General features: G+C 57.5%; 19 protein-coding genes. 7 read left to right on the top strand and 12 right to left on the bottom strand.

Annotated elements, in window-relative coordinates; genetic code table 11:
- Positions 1–67: 67 nt before the first annotated feature.
- The 5 genes from gyrA (at position 68) to tgt (ending at position 6,195) form a co-directional block, all read left to right on the top strand.
- Positions 68–2,830 carry a DNA gyrase subunit A gene (gene gyrA, locus FQB27_RS13095; RefSeq protein WP_169561511.1) on the top strand — a complete coding sequence of 921 codons (2,763 nt, stop codon included), beginning with the start codon at positions 68–70 and terminating at the stop codon, positions 2,828–2,830.
- Between the two features lie 77 nt (positions 2,831–2,907).
- Positions 2,908–3,417, top strand: a complete 510-nt coding sequence (gene coaD, locus FQB27_RS13090) for a pantetheine-phosphate adenylyltransferase (RefSeq protein WP_169561510.1) — start codon at positions 2,908–2,910, stop codon at positions 3,415–3,417.
- A 43-nt stretch (positions 3,418–3,460) separates the two neighbouring features.
- Positions 3,461–3,943 carry a peptidylprolyl isomerase gene (locus FQB27_RS13085; protein WP_169561509.1) on the top strand — a complete coding sequence of 161 codons (483 nt, stop codon included), beginning with the start codon at positions 3,461–3,463 and terminating at the stop codon, positions 3,941–3,943.
- A gap of 90 nt (positions 3,944–4,033) precedes the next feature.
- The gene (gene queA / locus FQB27_RS13080) at positions 4,034–5,065 is read left to right on the top strand and encodes a tRNA preQ1(34) S-adenosylmethionine ribosyltransferase-isomerase QueA (RefSeq protein WP_169561508.1); all 1,032 of its coding nucleotides are present in this window, start codon (positions 4,034–4,036) and stop codon (positions 5,063–5,065) included.
- The gene (tgt, locus tag FQB27_RS13075; protein WP_169561507.1) at positions 5,062–6,195 is read left to right on the top strand and encodes a tRNA guanosine(34) transglycosylase Tgt; all 1,134 of its coding nucleotides are present in this window, start codon (positions 5,062–5,064) and stop codon (positions 6,193–6,195) included. Before queA ends, tgt begins: the two co-directional genes overlap by 4 nt.
- A gap of 32 nt (positions 6,196–6,227) precedes the next feature.
- On the opposite strand, the gene FQB27_RS13070 is transcribed toward tgt, so the two are convergent.
- The 3 genes from FQB27_RS13070 to FQB27_RS13060 all read right to left on the bottom strand — a co-directional run bounded on the left by FQB27_RS13070 (position 6,228) and on the right by FQB27_RS13060 (position 9,956).
- The gene (locus FQB27_RS13070) at positions 6,228–7,436 is read right to left on the bottom strand and encodes an EAL domain-containing protein (protein ID WP_169561506.1); all 1,209 of its coding nucleotides are present in this window, start codon (positions 7,434–7,436) and stop codon (positions 6,228–6,230) included.
- Between the two features lie 363 nt (positions 7,437–7,799).
- Positions 7,800–9,008, bottom strand: a complete 1,209-nt coding sequence (locus FQB27_RS13065; RefSeq protein ID WP_169561505.1) for a hypothetical protein — start codon at positions 9,006–9,008, stop codon at positions 7,800–7,802.
- Positions 9,009–9,062: 54 nt separating this feature from the next.
- Complete coding sequence (locus FQB27_RS13060; RefSeq protein WP_169561504.1) at positions 9,063–9,956, bottom strand: LysR family transcriptional regulator; 894 nt, start codon at positions 9,954–9,956, stop codon at positions 9,063–9,065.
- Between the two features lie 122 nt (positions 9,957–10,078).
- Between FQB27_RS13060 and FQB27_RS13055 the strand changes: the two genes are divergently transcribed.
- Together FQB27_RS13055 and FQB27_RS13050 are read left to right on the top strand one after the other, a co-directional pair.
- The gene (locus tag FQB27_RS13055) at positions 10,079–10,702 is read left to right on the top strand and encodes an FMN-dependent NADH-azoreductase (protein WP_169561503.1); all 624 of its coding nucleotides are present in this window, start codon (positions 10,079–10,081) and stop codon (positions 10,700–10,702) included.
- A gap of 90 nt (positions 10,703–10,792) precedes the next feature.
- Complete coding sequence (locus FQB27_RS13050; RefSeq protein WP_169561502.1) at positions 10,793–11,137, top strand: arsenate reductase; 345 nt, start codon at positions 10,793–10,795, stop codon at positions 11,135–11,137.
- A 47-nt stretch (positions 11,138–11,184) separates the two neighbouring features.
- On the opposite strand, the gene FQB27_RS13045 is transcribed toward FQB27_RS13050, so the two are convergent.
- The 9 genes from FQB27_RS13045 to moaA all read right to left on the bottom strand — a co-directional run bounded on the left by FQB27_RS13045 (position 11,185) and on the right by moaA (position 20,623).
- The gene (locus tag FQB27_RS13045) at positions 11,185–11,982 is read right to left on the bottom strand and encodes a hypothetical protein (RefSeq protein WP_169561501.1); all 798 of its coding nucleotides are present in this window, start codon (positions 11,980–11,982) and stop codon (positions 11,185–11,187) included.
- 15 nt (positions 11,983–11,997) lie between these two features.
- Positions 11,998–12,516: a hypothetical protein gene (locus tag FQB27_RS13040; protein WP_169561500.1), complete on the bottom strand. Its 519-nt coding sequence runs from the start codon at positions 12,514–12,516 to the stop codon at positions 11,998–12,000.
- A 29-nt stretch (positions 12,517–12,545) separates the two neighbouring features.
- Positions 12,546–13,244, bottom strand: coding sequence for a ParA family protein (locus FQB27_RS13035; RefSeq protein WP_169561499.1), 699 nt, complete (start codon positions 13,242–13,244; stop codon positions 12,546–12,548).
- A gap of 268 nt (positions 13,245–13,512) precedes the next feature.
- Positions 13,513–14,280, bottom strand: coding sequence for an enoyl-CoA hydratase (locus tag FQB27_RS13030; protein ID WP_169561498.1), 768 nt, complete (start codon positions 14,278–14,280; stop codon positions 13,513–13,515).
- A 162-nt stretch (positions 14,281–14,442) separates the two neighbouring features.
- Complete coding sequence (locus FQB27_RS13025) at positions 14,443–16,485, bottom strand: methyl-accepting chemotaxis protein (protein ID WP_169561497.1); 2,043 nt, start codon at positions 16,483–16,485, stop codon at positions 14,443–14,445.
- Positions 16,486–16,764: 279 nt separating this feature from the next.
- Positions 16,765–17,769, bottom strand: a complete 1,005-nt coding sequence (locus FQB27_RS13020) for a nickel/cobalt transporter (protein WP_169561496.1) — start codon at positions 17,767–17,769, stop codon at positions 16,765–16,767.
- Complete coding sequence (locus tag FQB27_RS13015) at positions 17,760–18,452, bottom strand: DUF1007 family protein (RefSeq protein WP_169561495.1); 693 nt, start codon at positions 18,450–18,452, stop codon at positions 17,760–17,762. The genes FQB27_RS13020 and FQB27_RS13015 overlap by 10 nt, the downstream gene beginning before the upstream one ends.
- Positions 18,453–18,816: 364 nt before the next feature.
- Positions 18,817–19,584 (bottom strand): NAD kinase, encoded by a 768-nt coding sequence (locus FQB27_RS13010; protein WP_169561494.1) that lies wholly within the window; start codon positions 19,582–19,584, stop codon positions 18,817–18,819.
- A gap of 46 nt (positions 19,585–19,630) precedes the next feature.
- Positions 19,631–20,623, bottom strand: coding sequence for a GTP 3',8-cyclase MoaA (gene moaA, locus FQB27_RS13005; RefSeq protein ID WP_206374651.1), 993 nt, complete (start codon positions 20,621–20,623; stop codon positions 19,631–19,633).
- Positions 20,624–20,693: the final 70 nt, after the last annotated feature.

Here is a 20,693-nt window from a genome sequence, read left to right as displayed (position 1 = left end):
TAATGGTTGAGTTTTCGATGTTCCCCGGGGGCGTTTCCGGAACATCGCCCAAACATGGAAGTATGCCTTGAACGACGTAACCTTGCCACCATCCGAGAAGGACATAGTTCCCGTCACGATCGAAGAGGAAATGCGCAAGTCCTATCTGGACTATGCCATGAGTGTGATCGTTTCCCGTGCGCTGCCAGATGCGCGGGACGGGTTGAAGCCGGTACACAGGCGTATCATCTACGCCATGTACGAAAACGGCTATACGTCGGACAAGCAATTCCGTAAATCCGCCCGCGTCGTCGGTGACGTGATGGGTCGTTACCACCCGCATGGTGACAGCGCGATTTACGATGCCATGGTCCGTCTGGCGCAGGATTTCTCCATGCGTCTGCCGCTTGTGGAAGGGCAGGGGAACTTTGGTTCCATGGACGGCGACAAGGCTGCCGCCATGCGGTATACCGAGGCCCGTCTGGAAAAAGCCGCGGAAAGCCTGATCGATGATATCGACAAGGAAACCGTTGATTTTGCCAACAACTACGACGATTCGGAGCAGGAGCCGACGGTTCTGCCCGCCCGCTACCCGAACCTTCTGGTGAACGGGGCCGGGGGTATCGCGGTTGGTATGGCGACCAATATCCCGCCCCATAACCTTGGCGAGGTGATCGATGCCAGCGTGGCGCTTCTTGGCAAGCCTGAAATGGGCGAGGAAGAACTGCTGGATTACGTTCCCGGACCGGACTTCCCCACCGGGGGCGTCATTCTGGGCCGTTCCGGCTCGATCAGTGGGCTGACCACAGGCCGCGGGTCCGTGATCATGCGGGCCAAGGTCGAGGTCGAGGAAATCCGCAAGGACCGTCAGGCCCTGATTGTCACGGAAATTCCCTATCAGGTGAACAAGTCCCGTCTGGTCGAACAAATCGCTGACCTTGTCCGCTCCAAGAAGGTGGAAGGGATTGGCGATCTGCGCGATGAGTCCGACCGTCATGGTGTTCGCGTCGTGATCGAGATCAAGCGCGATGCGGTGGCCGAGATTGTCCTCAACCAGTTGTACCGCTACACCTCGCTGCAGACATCATTCGGCGTGAACATGCTGGCCCTGAACCGGGGCAAGCCGGAACTGATGAACCTGAAAGAGCTTCTGGAAGCGTTCCTTGATTTCCGTGAAGAAGTTGTCACCCGCCGGACTAAATACCTGCTTCGCAAGGCGCGGGAGCGGGCCCATGTGTTGATCGGTCTGGCCATTGCCGTGGCCAATATCGACGAAGTGATCCAGTTGATCCGCAGCGCGCCGGACCCGCTGACCGCCCGCACCGAACTGATGTCCCGTGCCTGGCCGGCCACGTCCGTTGAGTCGCTGATCCGTCTGGTGGATGACCCGGAATACCCGATCAACGAAGATGGCACCTATCACCTGTCTGAATTCCAGGCTCGCGCCATTCTGGATTTGCGCCTGCAACGCCTGACAGCCCTTGGCCAGAATGAAATTGGCGACGAATTGAAGGGGCTGGGCGAGCGGATCGTCGATTATCTCGATATCCTGTCCAGCCGTCCGCGCCTGATCGACATCATCCAGACCGAACTTCTGGAGATGAAAGAGAAATACGCGACACCGCGCCGGACCCTGATCGAGGAAAACGAGTTCGAGCACGACATCGAGGACCTGATCCAGCAGGAAGACATGGTTCTGACTGTCAGTCACAAGGGCTATATCAAGCGGGTGCCACTGTCCACCTATCGTCCGCAGCGTCGCGGCGGCAAGGGCCGCTCCGGCATGCAGACCCGCGACGAGGATTTTGTAACGCAGGTGTTCGTGGTGAACACCCATACACCGGTGCTGTTCTTCTCCTCCTTCGGGCGGGTTTACAAGATGAAGGTGTATCGCCTGCCGCTTGGCTCTCCGCAAAGTCTGGGCAAGGCCATCATCAACCTGTTGCCGCTTGAGGAAGGGGAGGTCATCTCCACCCTGATGCCGCTGCCGGAGGAAGAGGATAGCTGGAATGAATTGCAGGTGATGTTCGCGACCGCCAACGGTAACGTGCGCCGCAACCGCCTCAGTGACTTCTCCAACGTGAAATCAAACGGCAAGATCGCCATGCGTCTGGATGACGATGACCAGTTGATCGGCGTCGGCATCTGTACCGAACAATCCGACATTCTGCTGGCGGCCTATGGCGGTAAATGTATCCGCTTCCAGTCCACCGATGTACGTCTGTTCAAGGGCCGGGATTCATCCGGTGTCCGGGGTATGCGTCTGGCCAGCGGTGACCGGGTGATCGGCATGTCCGTTCTGGGTCATGTGGATGTGGAAACAGAAGAACGGGAAGCCTATCTGAAGGCCCGCCGTTCCGTGGATGAAGACGGTAATGTGACTGATTACGGGGATATGACCCCGGAACGGTATCAGGAACTGTTCGATCTTGAAGAAGTCCTGCTGTCGATCACCGAAAACGGGTATGGCAAGCGGACCAACGCCTACGAATATCGCGTTACCAACCGCGGTGGTCAGGGCATCATCAATATTGAGACGTCCAAGCGTAATGGTCAGGTGGTTGCGACCTTCCCAGTCCTGCCGGATAACCAGATCATGCTGGTGACCAATGGGGGCAAGCTGATCCGGACACCGATCGCGGATATTCGGATTGCCGGTCGGAATACCCAGGGGGTAACCCTGTTTAAAACTGCTGAAGGAGAGAAAGTCGTCTCTGTCACCGCGCTTGAGGACAAGTCGGATGACGAGCATGACGAGGATGATCTGGAAAACGGTCTCGTCGAAACCGAAGCAACCGAAACAACAGAAACAACGGAAGTATCCAGTGAAATTCCGGATGATGGCTCCTGAGGGAGCCGTCAACCCGGGGAAAATCCATAACAAGCTAGCAACAAGAAATAGCAGATAATCAGAGAGGACCCCTCATCATGCCTACAGAGCGTATCGGCCTATATCCTGGAACTTTCGACCCCATCACGCTGGGTCATTATGATATTATCAAGCGAGCGGCGAAACTGGTGGATACACTGGTGATCGGCGTTGCCATGAACCCGGGGAAGAACCCTCTGTTCAGTGTTGAGGAACGCTGTGCGATGGCGCTGAAAATGACCGAGGAATTCCCCGACACCAACTTCGAGGTGCGGCCGTTCCAGAACCTGCTGATGCATTTCGCCGAGGAATGCAACGCCAGTGTCATCATTCGCGGCCTGCGCGCCGTGTCCGACTTTGAGTATGAATTCCAGATGGTGGGCATGAACCGCCGCCTGAATGCGGATATTGAAACCGTGTTCCTGATGGCCTCTGACCAGCATCAGTTCATTGCATCCAGCCTGGTTAAGGAAATTGCGTTTCTGGGTGGCGATATTACGCCATTTGTGTCAAAAACCACCGCAACAAAGATTGTTGAGCGCGTGGCCAAGATAAAGGCCGCAAAATAATTGATATCAAGGCCTGCCGCGGCGGGCGAACAGGAGCATTACTATGTCTGCAGATCTCGAAAACACGCTGTATCTTGAACTGAAGGATGGCCGCGTTGTCATTGAGATGCGCCCCGACCTGGCACCGAACCACGTTGCCCGCATCAAGGAACTGGCCCGTGAAGGTTTCTATGACGGGATTGTCTTCCACCGCGTCATCGACGGCTTCATGGCCCAGACCGGTGATCCGAAAGGCAACGGAACCGGTGGGTCCGGCCAGAACTTGAGCGCGGAATTCTCCGGTGAAGCTCATATTGAGGGAACTTGCTCCATGGCCCGTGCGGCCCATCCGGACAGCGCCGACAGCCAGTTCTTCATCATGTTCGCACCGGCCCCGCATCTGGACAGCCAGTATTCCATCTGGGGTCAGGTTGTTGAAGGCATGGAACATGTGCACAATATCAAGAAAGGTGACGGCATGATGAACGGCAGCGTCGCCGATCCGGACAAGATCGTCAGCCTGAAAGTGGCCGCTGACGTTCAGTAAAGACCGACCGTTTCGAAGCGAACGGCTTTCCGGTCCGGGAAGTCGTTCGTTTTTTGTTTGACCGGATGAGCCGGGGTAAAGAAATATTCCATGCGTGTTGATAGCTTTGATTTCGTCCTGCCGGAAACCCTGATCGCGGACCGGCCTGTCAGTCCCCGGGAAAGCGCAAAACTTCTCGTGGTGCGGGACAGCCTGTCCGATCATACGGTGGGCGACCTGCCAGACTTTCTTGAGGCGGGCGATGTTCTTGTGTTCAACGATACCCGTGTGATCCCGGCCCGGTTGCGGGGCATGCGCCGCACCGCCAAGATCGAGGTCACCCTGCACAAGAATGTGTCGCTGGATACCTGGCACGCCTTTGCCAAACCGGCCAAGAAGCTGAAGCCCGGCGATGAAATCAGCTTTGGCGATGATTTCAAGGCGTTGGTGGCCGACAAGTTCGATGGCGGCGAAGTGGCGCTGGCCTTCAACTTTTCCGGGGCCGACCTGATGCAGAAGCTGTCGGAATATGGGGAAATTCCCCTGCCGCCCTATATCGGTTCCATCCGTCAGGTGGACGAGCAGGACAAGAAAGATTACCAGACCATCTTCGCCAACGAGGAAGGGGCCGTAGCCGCCCCGACGGCGGGCCTGCATTTCACCCCGGCCCTGATGGAGCAGATCAAGGCCAAGGGTGTGGTTACGGTGGCGACCACGCTGCATGTGGGGGCCGGGACCTTCCTGCCGGTCAAGGTCGAGGATACGGACGATCACAAGATGCACGCGGAATATGGCGTGATCCGCCCCGACGCCGCCGAGATTATCAATGCCTGCCGGAAAAAGGGCGGGCGCGTGGTTTCCGTAGGGACGACCAGCCTTCGCCTGCTGGAAAGTGCGGCCGATGACTACGGGATCGTTCATCCGTTTCAGGGCGAGACGGATATCTTCATCACGCCCGGATACCGGTTCAAGGCCGTGGACCTGCTGATGACCAATTTCCACCTGCCCAAATCGACCCTGTTCATGCTGGTATCGGCCTTTTCCGGCTTTGATCGCATGAAAGAGGCCTATGGCCACGCCATCGACGAGAAATACCGTTTTTATTCCTATGGAGACAGCTCGCTGCTATATCCCGCATCATGACTGAAAAAGTATTCACATTTGATATTCACGCCCGGGACGGGGCTGCGCGGCGGGGTACCCTGTCAACGGCCCACGGGGACATTCGGACCCCGGCCTTCATGCCGGTCGGAACCGCCGGAACCGTCAAGGGCCTGACGCCGGAAATGGTGCGCGAAACCGGTGCGGATATCCTGCTGGGCAATACCTATCACCTGATGCTGCGGCCCGGTTCCGAACGGGTTCGGCGCCTTGGTGGATTGCACAAGTTCATGAATTGGGAACGGCCGATCCTGACCGATTCCGGCGGGTTTCAGGTGATGTCCCTGAACGAGCTTCGCAAGATCGATGAAAACGGGGTTGTCTTCAAATCCCATATCGATGGCAAGCGGTTCGACCTGACGCCGGAACGCTCCATGCAGATCCAGAATGATCTGGATGCCACCATCACCATGGCCTTTGATGAATGCACGCCCTATCCGGCCGATCACAAGATGGCCGCCGACAGCATGCGCCGCTCCATGCGGTGGGCAAAACGCTCCCGCGATGCGTGGGAGCCGCGGCCGGGATACGGCCTGTTCGGCATTGTGCAGGGTTCCACCTACGAAGACTTGCGCCATGAATCCATTGACGCCCTGACCGATATCGGGTTCGAGGGATATGCCGTGGGCGGGTTGGCCGTGGGCGAGGGACAGGAGGAAATGTTCCGCACCCTTGAATTCACCACCCCCAACATGCCGCAGGAAAAACCCCGTTACCTGATGGGGGTTGGCAAGCCGAGCGACCTTGTCGGCGGTGTCATGCGCGGCATTGACATGTTCGATTGCGTCCTGCCCACCCGGTCTGGCCGCAATGCACAGGCCTTCACCCGTCTTGGGACAGTGAATATCCGTAACGCCCGTCATCAGGACGATCCCCGTCCGCTGGACGAGCATTGCCGCTGTCCGGCCTGCCGGACCTATTCACGGGCCTATTTGCATCACCTGTTCCGGGCCAAGGAAATTCTGGGCGCGGTATTGCTGTCAGCCCATAACCTGACCTATTTCCAGGACCTGATGGCCGGTATGCGGGATGCGATCGAGAATGGCGCCATGGCCGATTTTGCGCTTGATTTTCATGCGGCGCAGGAACGCGGGGATATCGACCCCCTCTAGGCGAGGGGGCGGAAGCGAACCGTTCGGGGAGCCTAGATAGACATCCGGGTTCCCAGAATGCCGTATACATCCTGAACGCTGAGCGGTTTTGAAATCAGATAACCCTGTCCAAAGTGACAGTCGAGATCCCGATAGAGGGAAAGTTGTTCCCGCTCCTCGATCCCTTCGGCGACAACCTCGATATTCAGGTTGTGGGCAAGGCCGGAAATGGCCCGGACAATTTCCAGACTGCTTTCGTCGGTGAGGACCGTGTGGGTGAAGGATCGGTCGATCTTCAGCTTGTCGATGGGGAACTGGTGCAGATAGTTGAGGCTGGAATAGCCGGTTCCAAAATCATCCAGCACAAGATCAAATCCCAGTTCCTTGACCTCGCCCAGCACTTTTTTGGCGTGGGCGGTATCTTCCATCAGAACGCTTTCGGTGATTTCCAGCTCAATGGTCGAGACATCGGCGCCGGTCTCCTCGGTGATTTCCTTGAACCGTCTGGAAATGTTGGGAACCGCAAACTGGTTGGCCGAAATATTGATGCTGACAAAGACTTCGGGTTTGCCGAGTTCTGCCGTCTTCAGGTTGAAATCGCGGGCCTGTTTGCAGGCCTCGCGGAACACCCAGTCCCCGATGGGGACAATCATGTTGGTGGTTTCCGCAATATCGATGAAATGATAGGGGGACAGCAGGCCGCGTGTGGGATGCTGCCAGCGTAGCAGGGCCTCGAAACCGGCCGTAAAACCCCCGCGCAGCGAGATGATCGGCTGGAAATACAGCACCATTTCGTCATTGAGAAGGGCGCGTTCCAGTTCTTCCTTGATCTGGAATTCCTTCAAAAGCTGCTCGCGGTGGGAGCGCAGGGCGATATCCCGCCGATGGGGCAGGGGCGCCGGCTGGTCTTGCGGGGTGACAGGCACACCATGATGCCGCTTTGTCAGGTCATGACAGCGTTCCATGAAGAATTTCAGGAACAGGCTGATCATGGGGTCAGCGGAATTGGTTTTTTCTTCAATTTCCTCGCGACTGACCACCAGAAGAAGGCAGTCTTCCTCGGCGACGGCGGCGGAATAATGGCTGGCACCGGCGATGACGCCATATTCACCGAACATGTCGCCCGGCCCCAGAAGATAGCTGTCTTTCTGGGTGATCTTGTCCAGAATGCGCACCTGACCGCTTTCAACCAGAAAAGCGCTGTCGCCCGGCTGTTCATAGCCGAAGATTGTTTCGCCTTGTTTTACCTGTTTGCGATACACGGAAATCACTCATCCTGAATACTGTCACCAAGCGATGCAGTGTGATCCCCAACCCTTACTTTTTCGTTAAGGAAACAACCGGAGGTCGCGAGAAATTTTAAAAAACTACCAGAAGGGGTTTCAGCAGAAACAGGCGCGGAAGATCGGAAGGGTGACCTGAGGGAGGGAGCCGGGGGAAGGGGTAACCGAAGCTGTTGATACCTTTGTTTGGGGGGCTTGGAATAAGGCAGCAACAGCTCCGATCAACCTTGGACAACCTCATATTTATACCATAATATTATAAAAGTGTTAATCGCTAATAAAATAATATTCTAAATCTAGGTTTGTTTTTATGAAACGCCCGGATTTCCGGCACTTTCCCCCTTAATCCGGTTTGGTTGAATTTCCCGCCCCGGGCGTCGGTGGGTGGGTGTTGGGGGAGTTTTGGGTCGTCTGGCCCGGTGTGTCCGATGAAAACAGCAGCTTGTCGAAGAATCGGAAAACGAACTCCACGCTATATCCGGCCAGAAAGGCCACCGCCAGCGGGCTGAGGGCGGTCAGGCCGGGCTCAAGGGCAGGGCCGTTCTGGCCCGAGCTGACCAACCCGGAGGGTTCGATGGGATCGGAACTGAAGAAGTAACTGGTCATGATCCCGGCCAGTGGCCCCTGAACCATGCGAAGGCTGTACCCGATATAGGAATTCATGGAAAAGGTCAGGGCCTCGATCTCCTTGGGGATCTGGCGAAGGATATAGAAACAGGCCCCGATCAGGCCGTACAGGATGGGCAGGGCATATTCGGAAATGGCCTGCAGGGTGTTTTCCGCCGACACGAACTGAATGCGGCGCTGTACCTCGGGCGGGTAGTTCCTGTAATCGTCATTCTGCCACGGCTGCAAGGTCAGCAGGTCCATGTTGGACCAGACCTGATTCCAGTTCTGAAGGTGGTTTTCAGCGGCCATTTTCCAGTTTTGATGTTCCGTGATCAGGCTGTCGAGGGTCTGAACCCGATTCCTTTGTTCCAGTGAAAACCTGTTCTGTTCCTGAGGGTTGCCGTCAAGGCTGAGGGCAATGCCCGCCCGTTCTTTATCATAGGCAGCGATGGTTTGGCGCTGCGCCCGGATATCCGAGGTCAGTGACCAACCAATATACCAGTAGACCTGCACCAGAATGAGTGCCAGCAATGTGACAAGGGACAGCAGCTTGTAGGTATTGGCGCAGCGTGTTGAGAGGGACACCCGCGGCCACAGGCAGAACCGCCGGCGGCCGGTCCGGCTTTGTCCTTCAAGGGGCGGGGATGTGGCCCGGATACTGGCAATTGAGATGGGCTTGAAGGCCCGCGTGATCCGTTCATAGGCAGACCAGAACGCCGCTTCTGTCTCGGCGGGGATGGCAGCGGCGTGCAGGCTGTTCTTGAGGCGAATAATGATGGTGATGTCGTCCGGGGCCAGCGGGATGGCCTTTTCCGCCGCAATGGACACCATCAGGAAGGCGTCAAAAACCGCCTGTTGCAACAGGGCGCGGTTCGGGTCCTGTTCCTGTTCGGGCAGGGGAAGCCTGAAATACTGGATAATCCGGGCGGCAAATGGGGGCATGGTCCTTCTCCACTGGAGGGAAAAGGACGCCGGAGCCGCGCCGGTTGTGACTTTTTAAGGCGCGCCTTCCACAACCGATTGAAGAATATCGTGCAGGCACCGGGCGGCCGAGCCGGTGCTGTCGCCATGCACCTTCACCAGATGCAGCGTCACCCGCCGCTCGCTGGGTGTTTCCATTTCAAGGCGTACCAGACGGCCCTCCCGCAAGGGGGCTTGCAGCAGGGTCAGCGGTGCCCACGAAAAGCCATAGCCGTTCAGCAGCGCCTCGGTCGCGGATGACTGGTGACTGAAGGTCCAGCGTTGTTCGGCCCGCTGCCAGCCCTGATTGTCGCGTCTGTTGATACCGGAATCCCGCACAATGATCTGGCGATGGCGGCTGAGCATTTGCGGGGTCACCGGCACGCCCGCTTGGGCAAGCGGGTGGGAGGGCGCGGTAACCAGATCGAACTGCACCTCCATCAGGGGAACGCCGAAAAAACCCGCCGGCGGGGTCACGCAGATGGCCAGATCGGCCTTGCGGTTTGTGATCATGTCGTCCGTCCCGGACATGACACTTTCCACAATCTCGACGCGGGTGTGCGGGGCCTCGGCCCCCAATTGGTCAAGGGCCCTCATCAGCAGCGGTACGGGGAACAGGATTTCCGCCGCCAGCGTCAGTTCCGGCTCCCACCCCTGATAGAGGGATTGGGCCGCCGCTTCCAGACAGGAGGCTTCCTCAAGAAGGTGGCGGGAGCGGCGAAGCAGTAGCTCCCCGGCATCGGTCAGTTCCGCCTTCCGTCCCTTGATGGTCAGGATTTCAAGGCCCAGTTGCTCCTGCATCTTCGAGATGGCATAGCTGACGGCGCTTTGGCTCTTGTTCAGTTTGCGCGCCGCCTGTGCAAAACCGCCTTCGCTGATGATGGTATGCAGGATACGCCACTGTTCCAGACTGACGCGGGGAGTTGCCATGGTTCGACCTATCTAATTACTTGATGCTTTCGATCAGATAATAGCGCTTTTAAATCAGTCTGATTGATATTAATTCTGAGGTCAACGAAGCAAATCACGAAGTAGGATGTAAGGTGTTACCCATGGTAAAAGTTTTGCACTTGAAAAGCAGTATTCTCGGCGATGCCGGTCAGTCAAACCAGCTTAGCCAGCGGTTTGTGGACCAGTATCTGTCCACCGTTTCCGGCAGCAGTGTCACCCTGCGCGATCTTGGGGAAAACCCGGTGCCGCACCTGACCGGCGAGGCCGTGGTCGGTTTTGGCCTGCCCGATGCAGAGCGGACCGCCGCCCAGACCGCAGCCAAGGAACTGTCCGATGCGTTGATCGCGGAACTCCGGGATCATGATGTTCTGGTCATCGGATTGCCCATGTATAATTTCTCCATCCCCTCAACCCTGAAGGCATGGATCGATTATGTGGCGCGGGTGGGCGAGACCTTCCGTTATACGGAAACAGGACCGGAAGGATTGCTGAAAGGCAAGAAGGCCTATGTCATTGCGGCGCGCGGCGGCAAGTATGTGGGAACCCCGGCGGATACACAGACCAGCTTCATGAAGACCATTCTGGGCTTTGTCGGCATCACGGATGTGGAGTTCATCTTTGCCGAAGGCCTGAATATGGGGGATGAGGCCCGAACCGCCGGTTTGACCGAGGCCGAGGAGGAGATGGGGCGCCTGATCGCCGAAACCGGGCAGGCCGCTGCCTGACGCCTGACGTCTGGCGCGGACCATCAAATCATTGAAATGCGGGAACAGGGCTGCTATCCGGTAGTCCTGTTTTCATTTGGGGAGGGCGCCATGCTCAAAATCTACGGAATTCGCAACTGCGACACAGTCAGGAAAGCCCTGAAATGGGCGGAAGAGCAGGGTCTGGAATTTACCTTCCATGATTATCGTAAAGACCCCTTGAGCCCGGAAACCGTTGAAAAGTGGCTGTCCGCCATTGATCGGTCGAAACTGGTCAACAAGCGGGGGACCACCTATCGCAATCTGGACGATGCGGCCAAGGCCCAACTGGAAGGAGAGGGCGCGCTTCCCCTTCTGCTGGAGCAGCCAACCCTGATGAAACGGCCGCTTTTTGATACGGGCCGGGGCTATGTGGTGGGCTTTACCGACGCGGAACGGGCGGTCCTGCTGGGCTGAGCCATCCCCTTGTCCTGATCCTGCCCCTGGCTGCCCCCCGGTTTTGTTCAGGGGGTCAGGTTCTGGATATAGCAGAGCACATGGTCAATGCTGCGGCTGTCGTCACTGAGCGGCAGGGCAATCACCCGAAGGGGCGCCTCGCCGCGACTGGTCGGGAAGTGATCGGTTCCGTGGGCCGGTTTGCCGCTTTGGGACACATCCCGGGCAAAGCCCAGCACCCAGTCCACCACCATGGGCGTGAAATCCACATCGGCAATGATATTTTCCGCTGGAATGTCGCCATAGGCGGCCTTGCGGATGGCATGGCTGAAATTGTATTTGACCTGCAGGCGCCCGGCCTCATGGTTACAATGGACCAGAATACAGTTCGGCCAGTTTCTCCCGATATCCTCTGCATTGAGGGCTTCCCAAGTGGGATACCGCTTTCCCTGTCTCAGGTTCATCCAGTAAGTGAGGATGTCCGGGGCCGGGGCCGGTTTCGGGCGGGGCTGTCCCCAGCCGGTATTGCGCGGGCGCGGTGCGGGCCGGAGGGGTCGCACCGGTGTGGGCGCCAGAGCAGGGGCCGGAGTTGGTGCCGTAGCAGACGGTGCCTGCGGCCTTGAGGCAGGCACAATTGTGGCCGGTGCGTCAGGCTGAACAGGTGCCGCGGGCCGTTCACCGTTCAGCGGGGCGGGTTCCTGATCCAGTTCCGCCGACAGGGCGGCAAGACGCTCGGTGATGTCGCCTGATTTTGCAGGACGATCAAGGGTAAGGCCGCTTTTGGCGGATTTCCGTACAGAGATTGAGGTCAGCGAGGCAGCGCCAAAGCCTTCATCTGCCTCGTCGGTGTCCAAACGATTGCGCATTGTCACTAACCCCAGTTACAGACGAAACTTCTTTTCCCGGACGCAGGCGCAGGCTGACGGGGCCAGTTCATCGCCATGATTGTCAATAAACTCGTCCAGGGCCTGTTCCATCAGGGTTTGCACCGACATATGGGCATGGGCGGCAATCACCTTCAATTGCAGATGTTGTTCCGGGGTCATGCGAATGCCAAGGCGGACCCGGCCAAGGGTATCCCGTTTCAGTTTGCGGGTCTTCCGGGCCAAAAGCTCCACTTCCCTGTTGTCATGGGCCTCCGGTTTCGCGGCTGGCTCCGATACGGGGGCGGGGCGCGGTGCTTCGGGCTGACGGGAGGCTGCCACAGGGCGCGTGGTGCGGCCCTGATCACGGGCAACAGGTGTTGCGCCTTGCACCGGAGATTGAAGCGCCGGGGAGGTGACGGGCTTGCGAAGACCGGCGGCGCGGGCCAGAACACTTTCTGGTGACATGACCGGGGTTGCAGGCGCGGCGCGGCCCTTGGCGCTGATCAGCGAGCTGGATAGAAATGCTGCTTTCATGATGGTGTTTCCTTATTCTGGGCCGTGCGTCAGGACAGGTGCATGTTGGCAGCGGACAGGTCCTGCTTGCGCGGGGCGTTGCCGCTGGACAGCGAGAAGCCTTGCGGTTTTTTCTCAAGGCGGTCCTGGATGTAGGTCCACAGCTTGCTGATTTCCTCGGCTGATTTTGAGGCGGCGCTCAGTTCCATAACCGTGCGCCCGTCAATCATGCTGGACGCGAAATCCACACGCTGGTGCAGGATGGCGGGGGCCAGCGTGCCGTGTTGCGACAGGGCAATGGCTGCCTCGCTGGTGATGCGGGCGCGGGGGGTTGCCCCGTTGACCACAAAGACCAGCGGTGTATCCAGCCCTTCCGCCAGTTCCACGGTGGCTCCAACGGCCCTCAGGTCATGGGGGCTGGGGCGGGTGGGGATGATCAGAAGGTCCGCCACCTCGACAACGCGGGCGATGGTTTCTGTAATGGCCGGGGGGGTGTCGATGATCACCAGTTCAATGCCCATGCGGGCCATGCGTTCCGTGTCGTCTTTCAGGCGGTCGATGGTGGTACGGGCAAAGAGCGGGGTTTCGGCCTGCCGTTCGTTCCACCATTCGGAAAGGCTTCCTTGCGGATCTGTATCAACAAGGGCAACGGGGCCTTTACCGGCCATTTCCGCTTGAACGGCCAGATGTCCGGCCAGTGTGGTTTTACCAGAACCACCTTTTTGAGACGCAACCGCGATGACTTTCATAGGCTCTCTCCAGGACAAAGGATTGGCGACAGCCAGAAACTGCCGACGAATTGAACTTTCCTGAAGTGTACGAAAGAGGTTTTAATTTAAAATTACCAAGTGAGGCTAATTTAGATAAAAATTAACAGAAGAATTGACTGTTTCTTGATGAAAAATTTGAAAAACAAGGCGCAAAAAACGGGGAAAATTTTATCTTTTCAGACTTGGTCGGGATGTCTTGGGGGCCGGAAGGTGCGGCGAAGCAGGAGGCCCGCTTCGCCGGAATTCATCATGCAAATTTTGAAAAGTCGGCGGGCCGTTTTTCCATGAAGGCCTGCATGGCTTCCCGCGCTTCGGGAGAGGTCAGGCGAGAGGAGAAAATCTCCAGCTCCTGTTTCATGACCGCTGCGACCTTTTCCGTATCCCCTTTCAACAGGGCCTTGGACAGGCGCATGGCCTCCGGGGCTTTGGCAGCCAGTTTCCGGGCCGCGTCCATGGCGGTTTCCTGAAGGTCTTCAGGGGCGACAACCTTGTTAACGATGCCAATATCCGCGGCGGTTTTCGCATCGAACGGCTCGCCCAGCAGCAGAAGCTCGGAGGCTTTCTGGTGGCCGCACATCTTGGGCAGCAGATAACTGGAGGCGGCCTCCGGGACAAGGGCAAGGTTGACGAAGGGCAGGCTGAGGCGGGCGTCGTCGGACGCATAAACCAGATCGCAATGCAGCAGCATGGTCGTTCCAACCCCGACGGCAAGCCCGTTGACCGCCGCGATGAGGGGTTTCTTGATGGTGGCAAGGGCGATCAGAAAGCGGACCACGGGTTTGTCATCGTCCTGTCCGGGGTTTTGCAGGAAATCCATCAGGTCGTTGCCACTGGTAAAGCTGTCCTGGGTGCCGGTGATGACGGTGACCCGGATCGCAGGGTCGCTGTCCGCCTTGTGCAGGCTGTCCGCAAGAACGGAATACATGTCCTGCGTCAGGGCGTTTTTCTTGTCGGGCCGGTTGATGGTCAGTTTCTGGATGCCGTCTTCGAGGGAGACGCTTACAAGGTTGCTCATGTCCTGCTTTCTTTATTGATGGTCCGCGTAACGGGGCGGGAACCTGCCTGTTGAACGGTCAGTCTAGCCCATAAAATTTATCCCGTCAGTATTGACCTAAGGTCAAGGCAGGCAAAAAAACGGCGGCACTGATGGCCGCCGTAATCGGGAATGAGGAAGGGGTCAGACCGCCCGAACCCGGGCGAGGAAGTCCCCGATCTCGCTACTGAAATCGGCTGTCAGGGCTTCCAGACTGTTGGCTGTCTCCTGAACCGAGGAGGCAATCCGCTGGTTGTCGGTGCTGCTGGTGCGGATGGCGGTGACGCTTCCGGCGACCTCGCGGGCTGCGGATGCCGCCTGATGGACGCTGCCGGAAATCTCGTTCGTGGCGGCGCTTTGTTGCTCAATCGCTGAGGAAATGCCGGTGGCGATGCCGCTGACATTGTCAATGGTTGTGCTGATTTCCTCCAGCACGGAGACAACCTGATGGGTCACCGTCTGCATTTCCGTGATCTGGGCACTGATTTCGTCCGTCGCGCGGGATGTCTGGGTGGCCAGTGACTTCACCTCGTTGGCGACGACGGCAAAGCCCTTGCCTGCTTCTCCGGCCCGCGCCGCCTCGATGGTGGCGTTGAGGGCCAACAGGTTGGTCTGGTTGGCAATATCATGGATCAGGTCCACAACCGTTCCGATTTTCTTTTCAGCAGCGGTCAGGTCCTCGGCAAAGGTGGTGCCGCGGGCGGCGTCCTGAACGGCCTGTCTTGTCACCTGTGAGGACTGGTGAATTTGTCCGCTGATTTCGTTGATGGAGGCGCTGAGTTCCTCGGTCGCGGAAGCAACCGTGTTGACGTTTCCGCTCATCATGTCGGTACGTGCATCAACATTTTCGGCCAGGCGGCCATTTTCGACGGACTGGCGGGACATTTCGGTGGCGGCGTTTTTCATGTCGCCTGCGGACCGGGTCAGGGTTTCCATGGTCTGGCTGACCTTGCTGTCAAATTCCGCAATCAACTGGTTCAGGGCCGCAGCTTTTTCCGCCTGCTGCGCCAGTTCCCGTTCCCGCTGGTCGCGTTCTTCGCGGTCATGGCGTTCCTGTTCCTCGCGCTGCAATTGCTCCAGTCGGGCCTGTTCCTGCTTGGCCTTCTCGTTTGCCTCGGTCAGTTGGATGGTGTGAAGGGCATTGGTCTTGAAAATCTCGACCGCCTTTGCCATGCCGCCAATTTCATCCTTGCGCCGGGTGTTTGGAATGTCCGTATCAAGCGCACCCTCGGCAAGGGCGCTCATGGTGCGGGTCATGGCGGTCAGCAACAGCCGCAGGCCCCGCGCAATCAGGCCAGAGAAAATGGCCATGACAAGCCCGACCAGAACAAGGGACACCATCAGGGTCAGGGCAATCGTCTTGGCGGTGGACTGTGCTTTCAGGCCCTGAACATTCCGGTATTCCTCAAGGGCGTGTTCCAGTTCTGAAAAACTTTTAAGGGTGGCGTCGGAAATATTTTCCATGGACTGGATATTTTCCTGAAGACGGATCAGGCCCTTGGCCATCTGGTTGAAGCTGTCCCGATAAATGGTCATGCTGGACAGGATGGACTGCTTTTCCCGGCTGGTGAACGGGGTGTTGTCCAGTTGTTGGGTGAATTCGTCAAACCGGTCAGACAGGCGGGTCACATATTTGGCATCCTGCCGGAGGATGAAATCCTTCTCGTGCCGACGCATCATCAGCATGGTGATTGTCAGGGTGTCAATATTGGCCTGATCAAGGGTTGTCTCGATCTGGTGGACGGCGTTGCGGGCCTGCCCCTGAAGGCCGCTATTCTCGTCCAGACCGACCTCTTTATACTGGGTGACCACCGTGTCAAAGGCTGCCTTGTAGGCATCAATGGCGGCGGGGAGTCGCTCGACCGTATCTACCAGATGGGGCGCGTTGAGTTGGCTGTCCAGAAGGGCAATGTCGTTCAGGATCTCGTCGATTTTATTGTCGTGCTCCCCGATCAGGCTTTCCCGGCGAAGGCGGATGAAATCCTTTTCAAGGGTGCGGGCCTCCAACATCTCGCGGTGCAGGTTCTTGGTAATATTCAGGCTTTCTTGAACGGAAAGGTAGTAGGTCTGGTTTTTAAGATTTTGATTGGTCCCGAAAAAAAAGACGGAAGCAATCAGAACCAGGCCGACCGCTGTAACAATCAGGGGAAGATACAATTGATACTTTAAAGAAAGCCTTGCGAACATACGCACACCCTTTACTGACTAAGCTAACGTAGGGTATTCATAGGTTTTCAACTCTTAACAAGTCATTTACAAATATTACGAAATAAAAAATAGCAAGTTTATTTCATTATAAGTTTTTTTGTTTCTTGTTTTTGAAATTTAGTTGCTCTTATTTGTTTCTTTTATTTAATCGTTATGGTTGTTCTGTGTGTTCTGGAAGATGTGCTTGAACCAGCGCGCAGCCTGTCGCGATTGACGTTGCCCGCACGGCCGTAAAGGGACTGGTTGCAACGACGCCTTTTATCTGAGCGGATGCACCGGCATGGTAAAGGCCGCCTGAAGCAAGAGCAGTCCGATGATCAGGACCACGAGGCCACCGAAAAGGGCGATCAGATCGAGAATGACGGTAAACCGTGTCGCCCCCCGGTCCGGGATCAGCGCCGCGAGGCGCAGAGCGCCCTTACGAGCATAGACCGAGAGTGTTGCAAGCAGGGAAACGGTAATCGCGGTGCCAAGGGACATTGCCAGCACCGCACCGACCCCGGCCCAGTGAAGGTCCAGAGAATAAGCCACAAGCAGCACAAGCACCGCGCCGCTGCACGGGCGCAGGCCAATCGAGGCAATTATGCCAACAAGGTTGCGCCAGGAAACCGGCGTGTCCAGATCGCTGAGTGAGGGGCCGTGGGTATGGCCACAGCTTTGGCAAGACTGGTCATGCTTGTGATGATGGTCATCATGTTGGTGCGGGGGGGTACCCTGACCGGAGGGTACCGCGAGTTTCTGTCGCCGCAAGAGGCGGCGCGCTCGACTGGCCATCAGGGTGAAGCCGACCAGCGCGACAAGGCCATAGCTCAGGGTTTCAAGGTTGGTGGCGGCCCCTTTTGCCTGACGCAGGGTGAGGCCAAGCAACCCGACCGTCGCGGTGACCGCCACGATGGCCGTGACCCCCTGGCAAAGAGAAGAGATGCCCGACAGTAAAAGCCCGCGACGCAGTTGGCTTTCCTGGGTCAGGATATATGTCGAGATGACGACCTTGCCGTGGCCGGGGCCGGCGGCATGGAACACCCCGTACAGGAAGCTGAGAATAATGAGCGTCCAGGCTGCTGCCGCCCCTTCAGCCTGAACAGACTGCATTGCGGCTGCAAGCTGGCGATGCAGGTCGCGCTGAATTGTCTGAATTTCCAGCACCAAAGAGGACCAAAAACTTGGACTGTTATCTGTCAGCGCGAAGAAGGAGACAGCAGGAAGAGCGATCAGGATCAGGATCGTGGCCGCCAAGGGCAGATAGCGGCGAGTTACTTGCATGAGACTTCCACCCGTTCGGCGAAGACACTACCGAGTGTGGTGTCCGGTGTGGCGTCGCGATCCATGGTTTGCGCTAGCAGAATGGCTTCCGTTGTCGGATTGGGCGGCATAATGCGGCCAAAACAGCCACCCGTAGCGTCGCCTCGAAAAGTGATAATGTCTCCTTCCAGATGAAGGATTTCCGTATAGTAGGTCGGATCAAAGACGGCAAATTCGAATGTTTTCAGGGTCGGGGAAACCGGTGTGGCGAGCGGTACAACGAAGCGCATCCAAACTCGCCCGTTGCGAAGTTCGCTCTCATACTCGCTTACCTCGCCCAGATCGATTTTCACATCATCTGCGCGGACTTCCGTGAAGTAATTGTAACTGCGCAGTTCCTGAAGGTTACTGCCGGCGAGGGTCGTGAGTGCATCGCGCTGGCTCTCCGCCGTGCCGGACAAGTCCTCCATGACGAAGGTCGAGTATAATGGATCGAACAGCCATTCCTGCTCAAGGGCGGTGATGTGGCCCGCGGCGTCCAGAATGACCGTGCTGCGAAGGTCGATCCAGCCGTGGGGGTGGGCGCGCACGGGTGAAGAGCCTGCGGCAAGGCAGAGCAGAAGCGTGAAAAACGCGGGCACAAGTTTCCCGGCTATAAAGAGCGGTTTCCCGCGCCGGGCGCGGACGTTGCAACCGATGTTCATTTCAAACACTCCTTGCCGACCTTGAGTATGAGGTGGGCGACGACATCGCTCTCGCGGTTGTGTTGGCGAAAACGGCATGTCTTCTGCTACGCGGCGCTGCATGATCCGGTTTTTGGGGAAGCCTGATCGTACAAGCGGTTGTGATAGAAGGTAAAATAACGTCTCTCTTACCTGCCTGATCAATACCCTTTCTGACGGTCGTTTACAAGGTTTTGGGGCGCTGAATGACCCGTTGTTCCAGCTTGTGAAAACCTTGGCGATTGCGCTTTCATCGTGACGGTGCGTGGCCGGGAAATGTCTGCGCCGATATGTTATGGCTGGGTTTTGAACATCTGCAATTCACCCGCTACGAACAGGTCTGCCCCTAGTGCATGAACTGTTCGTCGAGGATGCGTTTTTCCAGATTATGTTCCGGGTCGAACGAGACGAGGATGTTGATGTTCCGTGCCTCTTCAATGGCGACCGTGGCCACGTCGCGCACCTCGACCGCATCGGCAACGGCGCTGACGGGACGTTTCTTTGATTCAAGGATCGTGAAAACGATGCGGGCCTCGCGGGGCAGGATCGCACCGCGCCAGCGGCGGGGGCGAAACGCACTGATGGGGGTTAGGGCCAGTACCCCCGCATTGACCGGCAGGATTGGCCCGTGAGCGGAAAAGTTATAGGCCGTACTGCCCGCCGGTGTTGCCACAAGCACCCCGTCGCAGGTCAGTTCATCGACCTTGGTCTTGTCGTCAATCTTGATCTCGATCTTGGCGGTTTGCCGGCTTTCCCGCAGCAGCGATACCTCGTTGATGGCAAGCGCCTCGGTCACGCGGCCATGCATGTCCTTTGCCGCCATTTTCAGCGGGTGAAGGGTCGTCACCTCGGCCACTTCAAGGCGATCATGCAGGTTGTCTTCGTCATAATTGTTCATCAGGAAGCCAACCGTGCCCTTGTTCATGCCGTAAATGGGGACTTCCGCCGCCATATATCGGTGCATGGTCTCCAGCATGAACCCGTCGCCGCCAAGGGCGACAATCACGTCGGCCTGACTGACCGGGTTCTGTCCATACTGGTGGACAAGGCGCTTGAGGGCCGTTTGGGCCTCGGGTGTTTCACTGGCCGTAAAGTGTATTCTTTTTTGTGTCATTGTTTTTATACCGGGCCATTATTTTACGTAAGGAGAGGGGGAGGGGTCAGCCGCCGGTCACACTCATGTGGCGGGACACGGCAGGTTTGTTGTCGTGGGTTCGGTCGATAACGAAATCATGTCCCTTGGGTTTGCGGCCGATGGCCTCGTCAATGGCGGCATCAAGGGCGTCAAGGCCGCCGGGGCCGCGCAGCACATCCTTCAGGTTGGCGCTATCTTCCTGACCAAGGCACAGATACAGCATGCCGGTGCAGGTCAGGCGCACCCGGTTGCAACTTTCACAGAAATTATGGGTGAGGGGGCTGATAAAGCCGACCCGCGTTCCCGTCTCCTGATTGATCATGTAATCGGACGGCCCGCCGGTCTTGTAATCGGTGGGGACCAGCGGCCAGCGTTCCGCGAGGGTGGCCTTCAAGTCCTTCAGCCGGATAAACCGGTCAGAGCGTAACTCGTCAATCTGGCCCATGGGCATGGTTTCAATAAAGGTAATATCCATGTCCCGATCACCGGTCCAGCGGATCAGGTCGTCAAATTCCCCGTCATTGAACCCCTTGACCGCCACCGTATTGATCTTGACCTTCAGGCCTGCTTTTTGGGCGGCGTCAATGCCGGAAAGCACCTTGTCCAGATGGCCCCAGCGGGTGATGTCATGGAATTTTTCCGCATCCAGCGTATCCATGGACACATTGATCCGCCGCACCCCGGCCGCATAAAGATCATCGGCGAAGCGGTCCAACTGGCTGCCATTGGTGGTCAGGGTCAGTTCGTCCAACTCGCCGCTTTCACGGTATCGGCCCAGATTGCGGATCAGTTCCATGATGCCCTTGCGGACCAAGGGCTCGCCGCCTGTCAGGCGGATCTTGCGGACCCCCTTGCGGATGAAGGCAGCCGTGACCTGTTCGATTTCCTCAAGGCTGAGAACGTCCTTTTTGGGCAGGAACGTCATGTTCTCCGCCATGCAGTATTTGCAGCGGAAATCGCACCGATCCGTTACGGAAACGCGCAAATAGGTTACTTCTCTGCCAAATGGATCAATCACGGCCTGTGTCCGTTCAATCGTTTCAAGAACCGGCTTCCCCACAGCTTGTGTGCGGAAGTCCTTGGTTAAC

It is taken from the genome of Sneathiella chinensis (assembly GCF_012720115.1).
GTDB classification, from domain to species: domain Bacteria; phylum Pseudomonadota; class Alphaproteobacteria; order Sneathiellales; family Sneathiellaceae; genus Sneathiella; species Sneathiella chinensis.
Note: the sequence above shows the minus strand (reverse complement) of the source record. Positions and strands in the feature narration are given on the sequence as shown.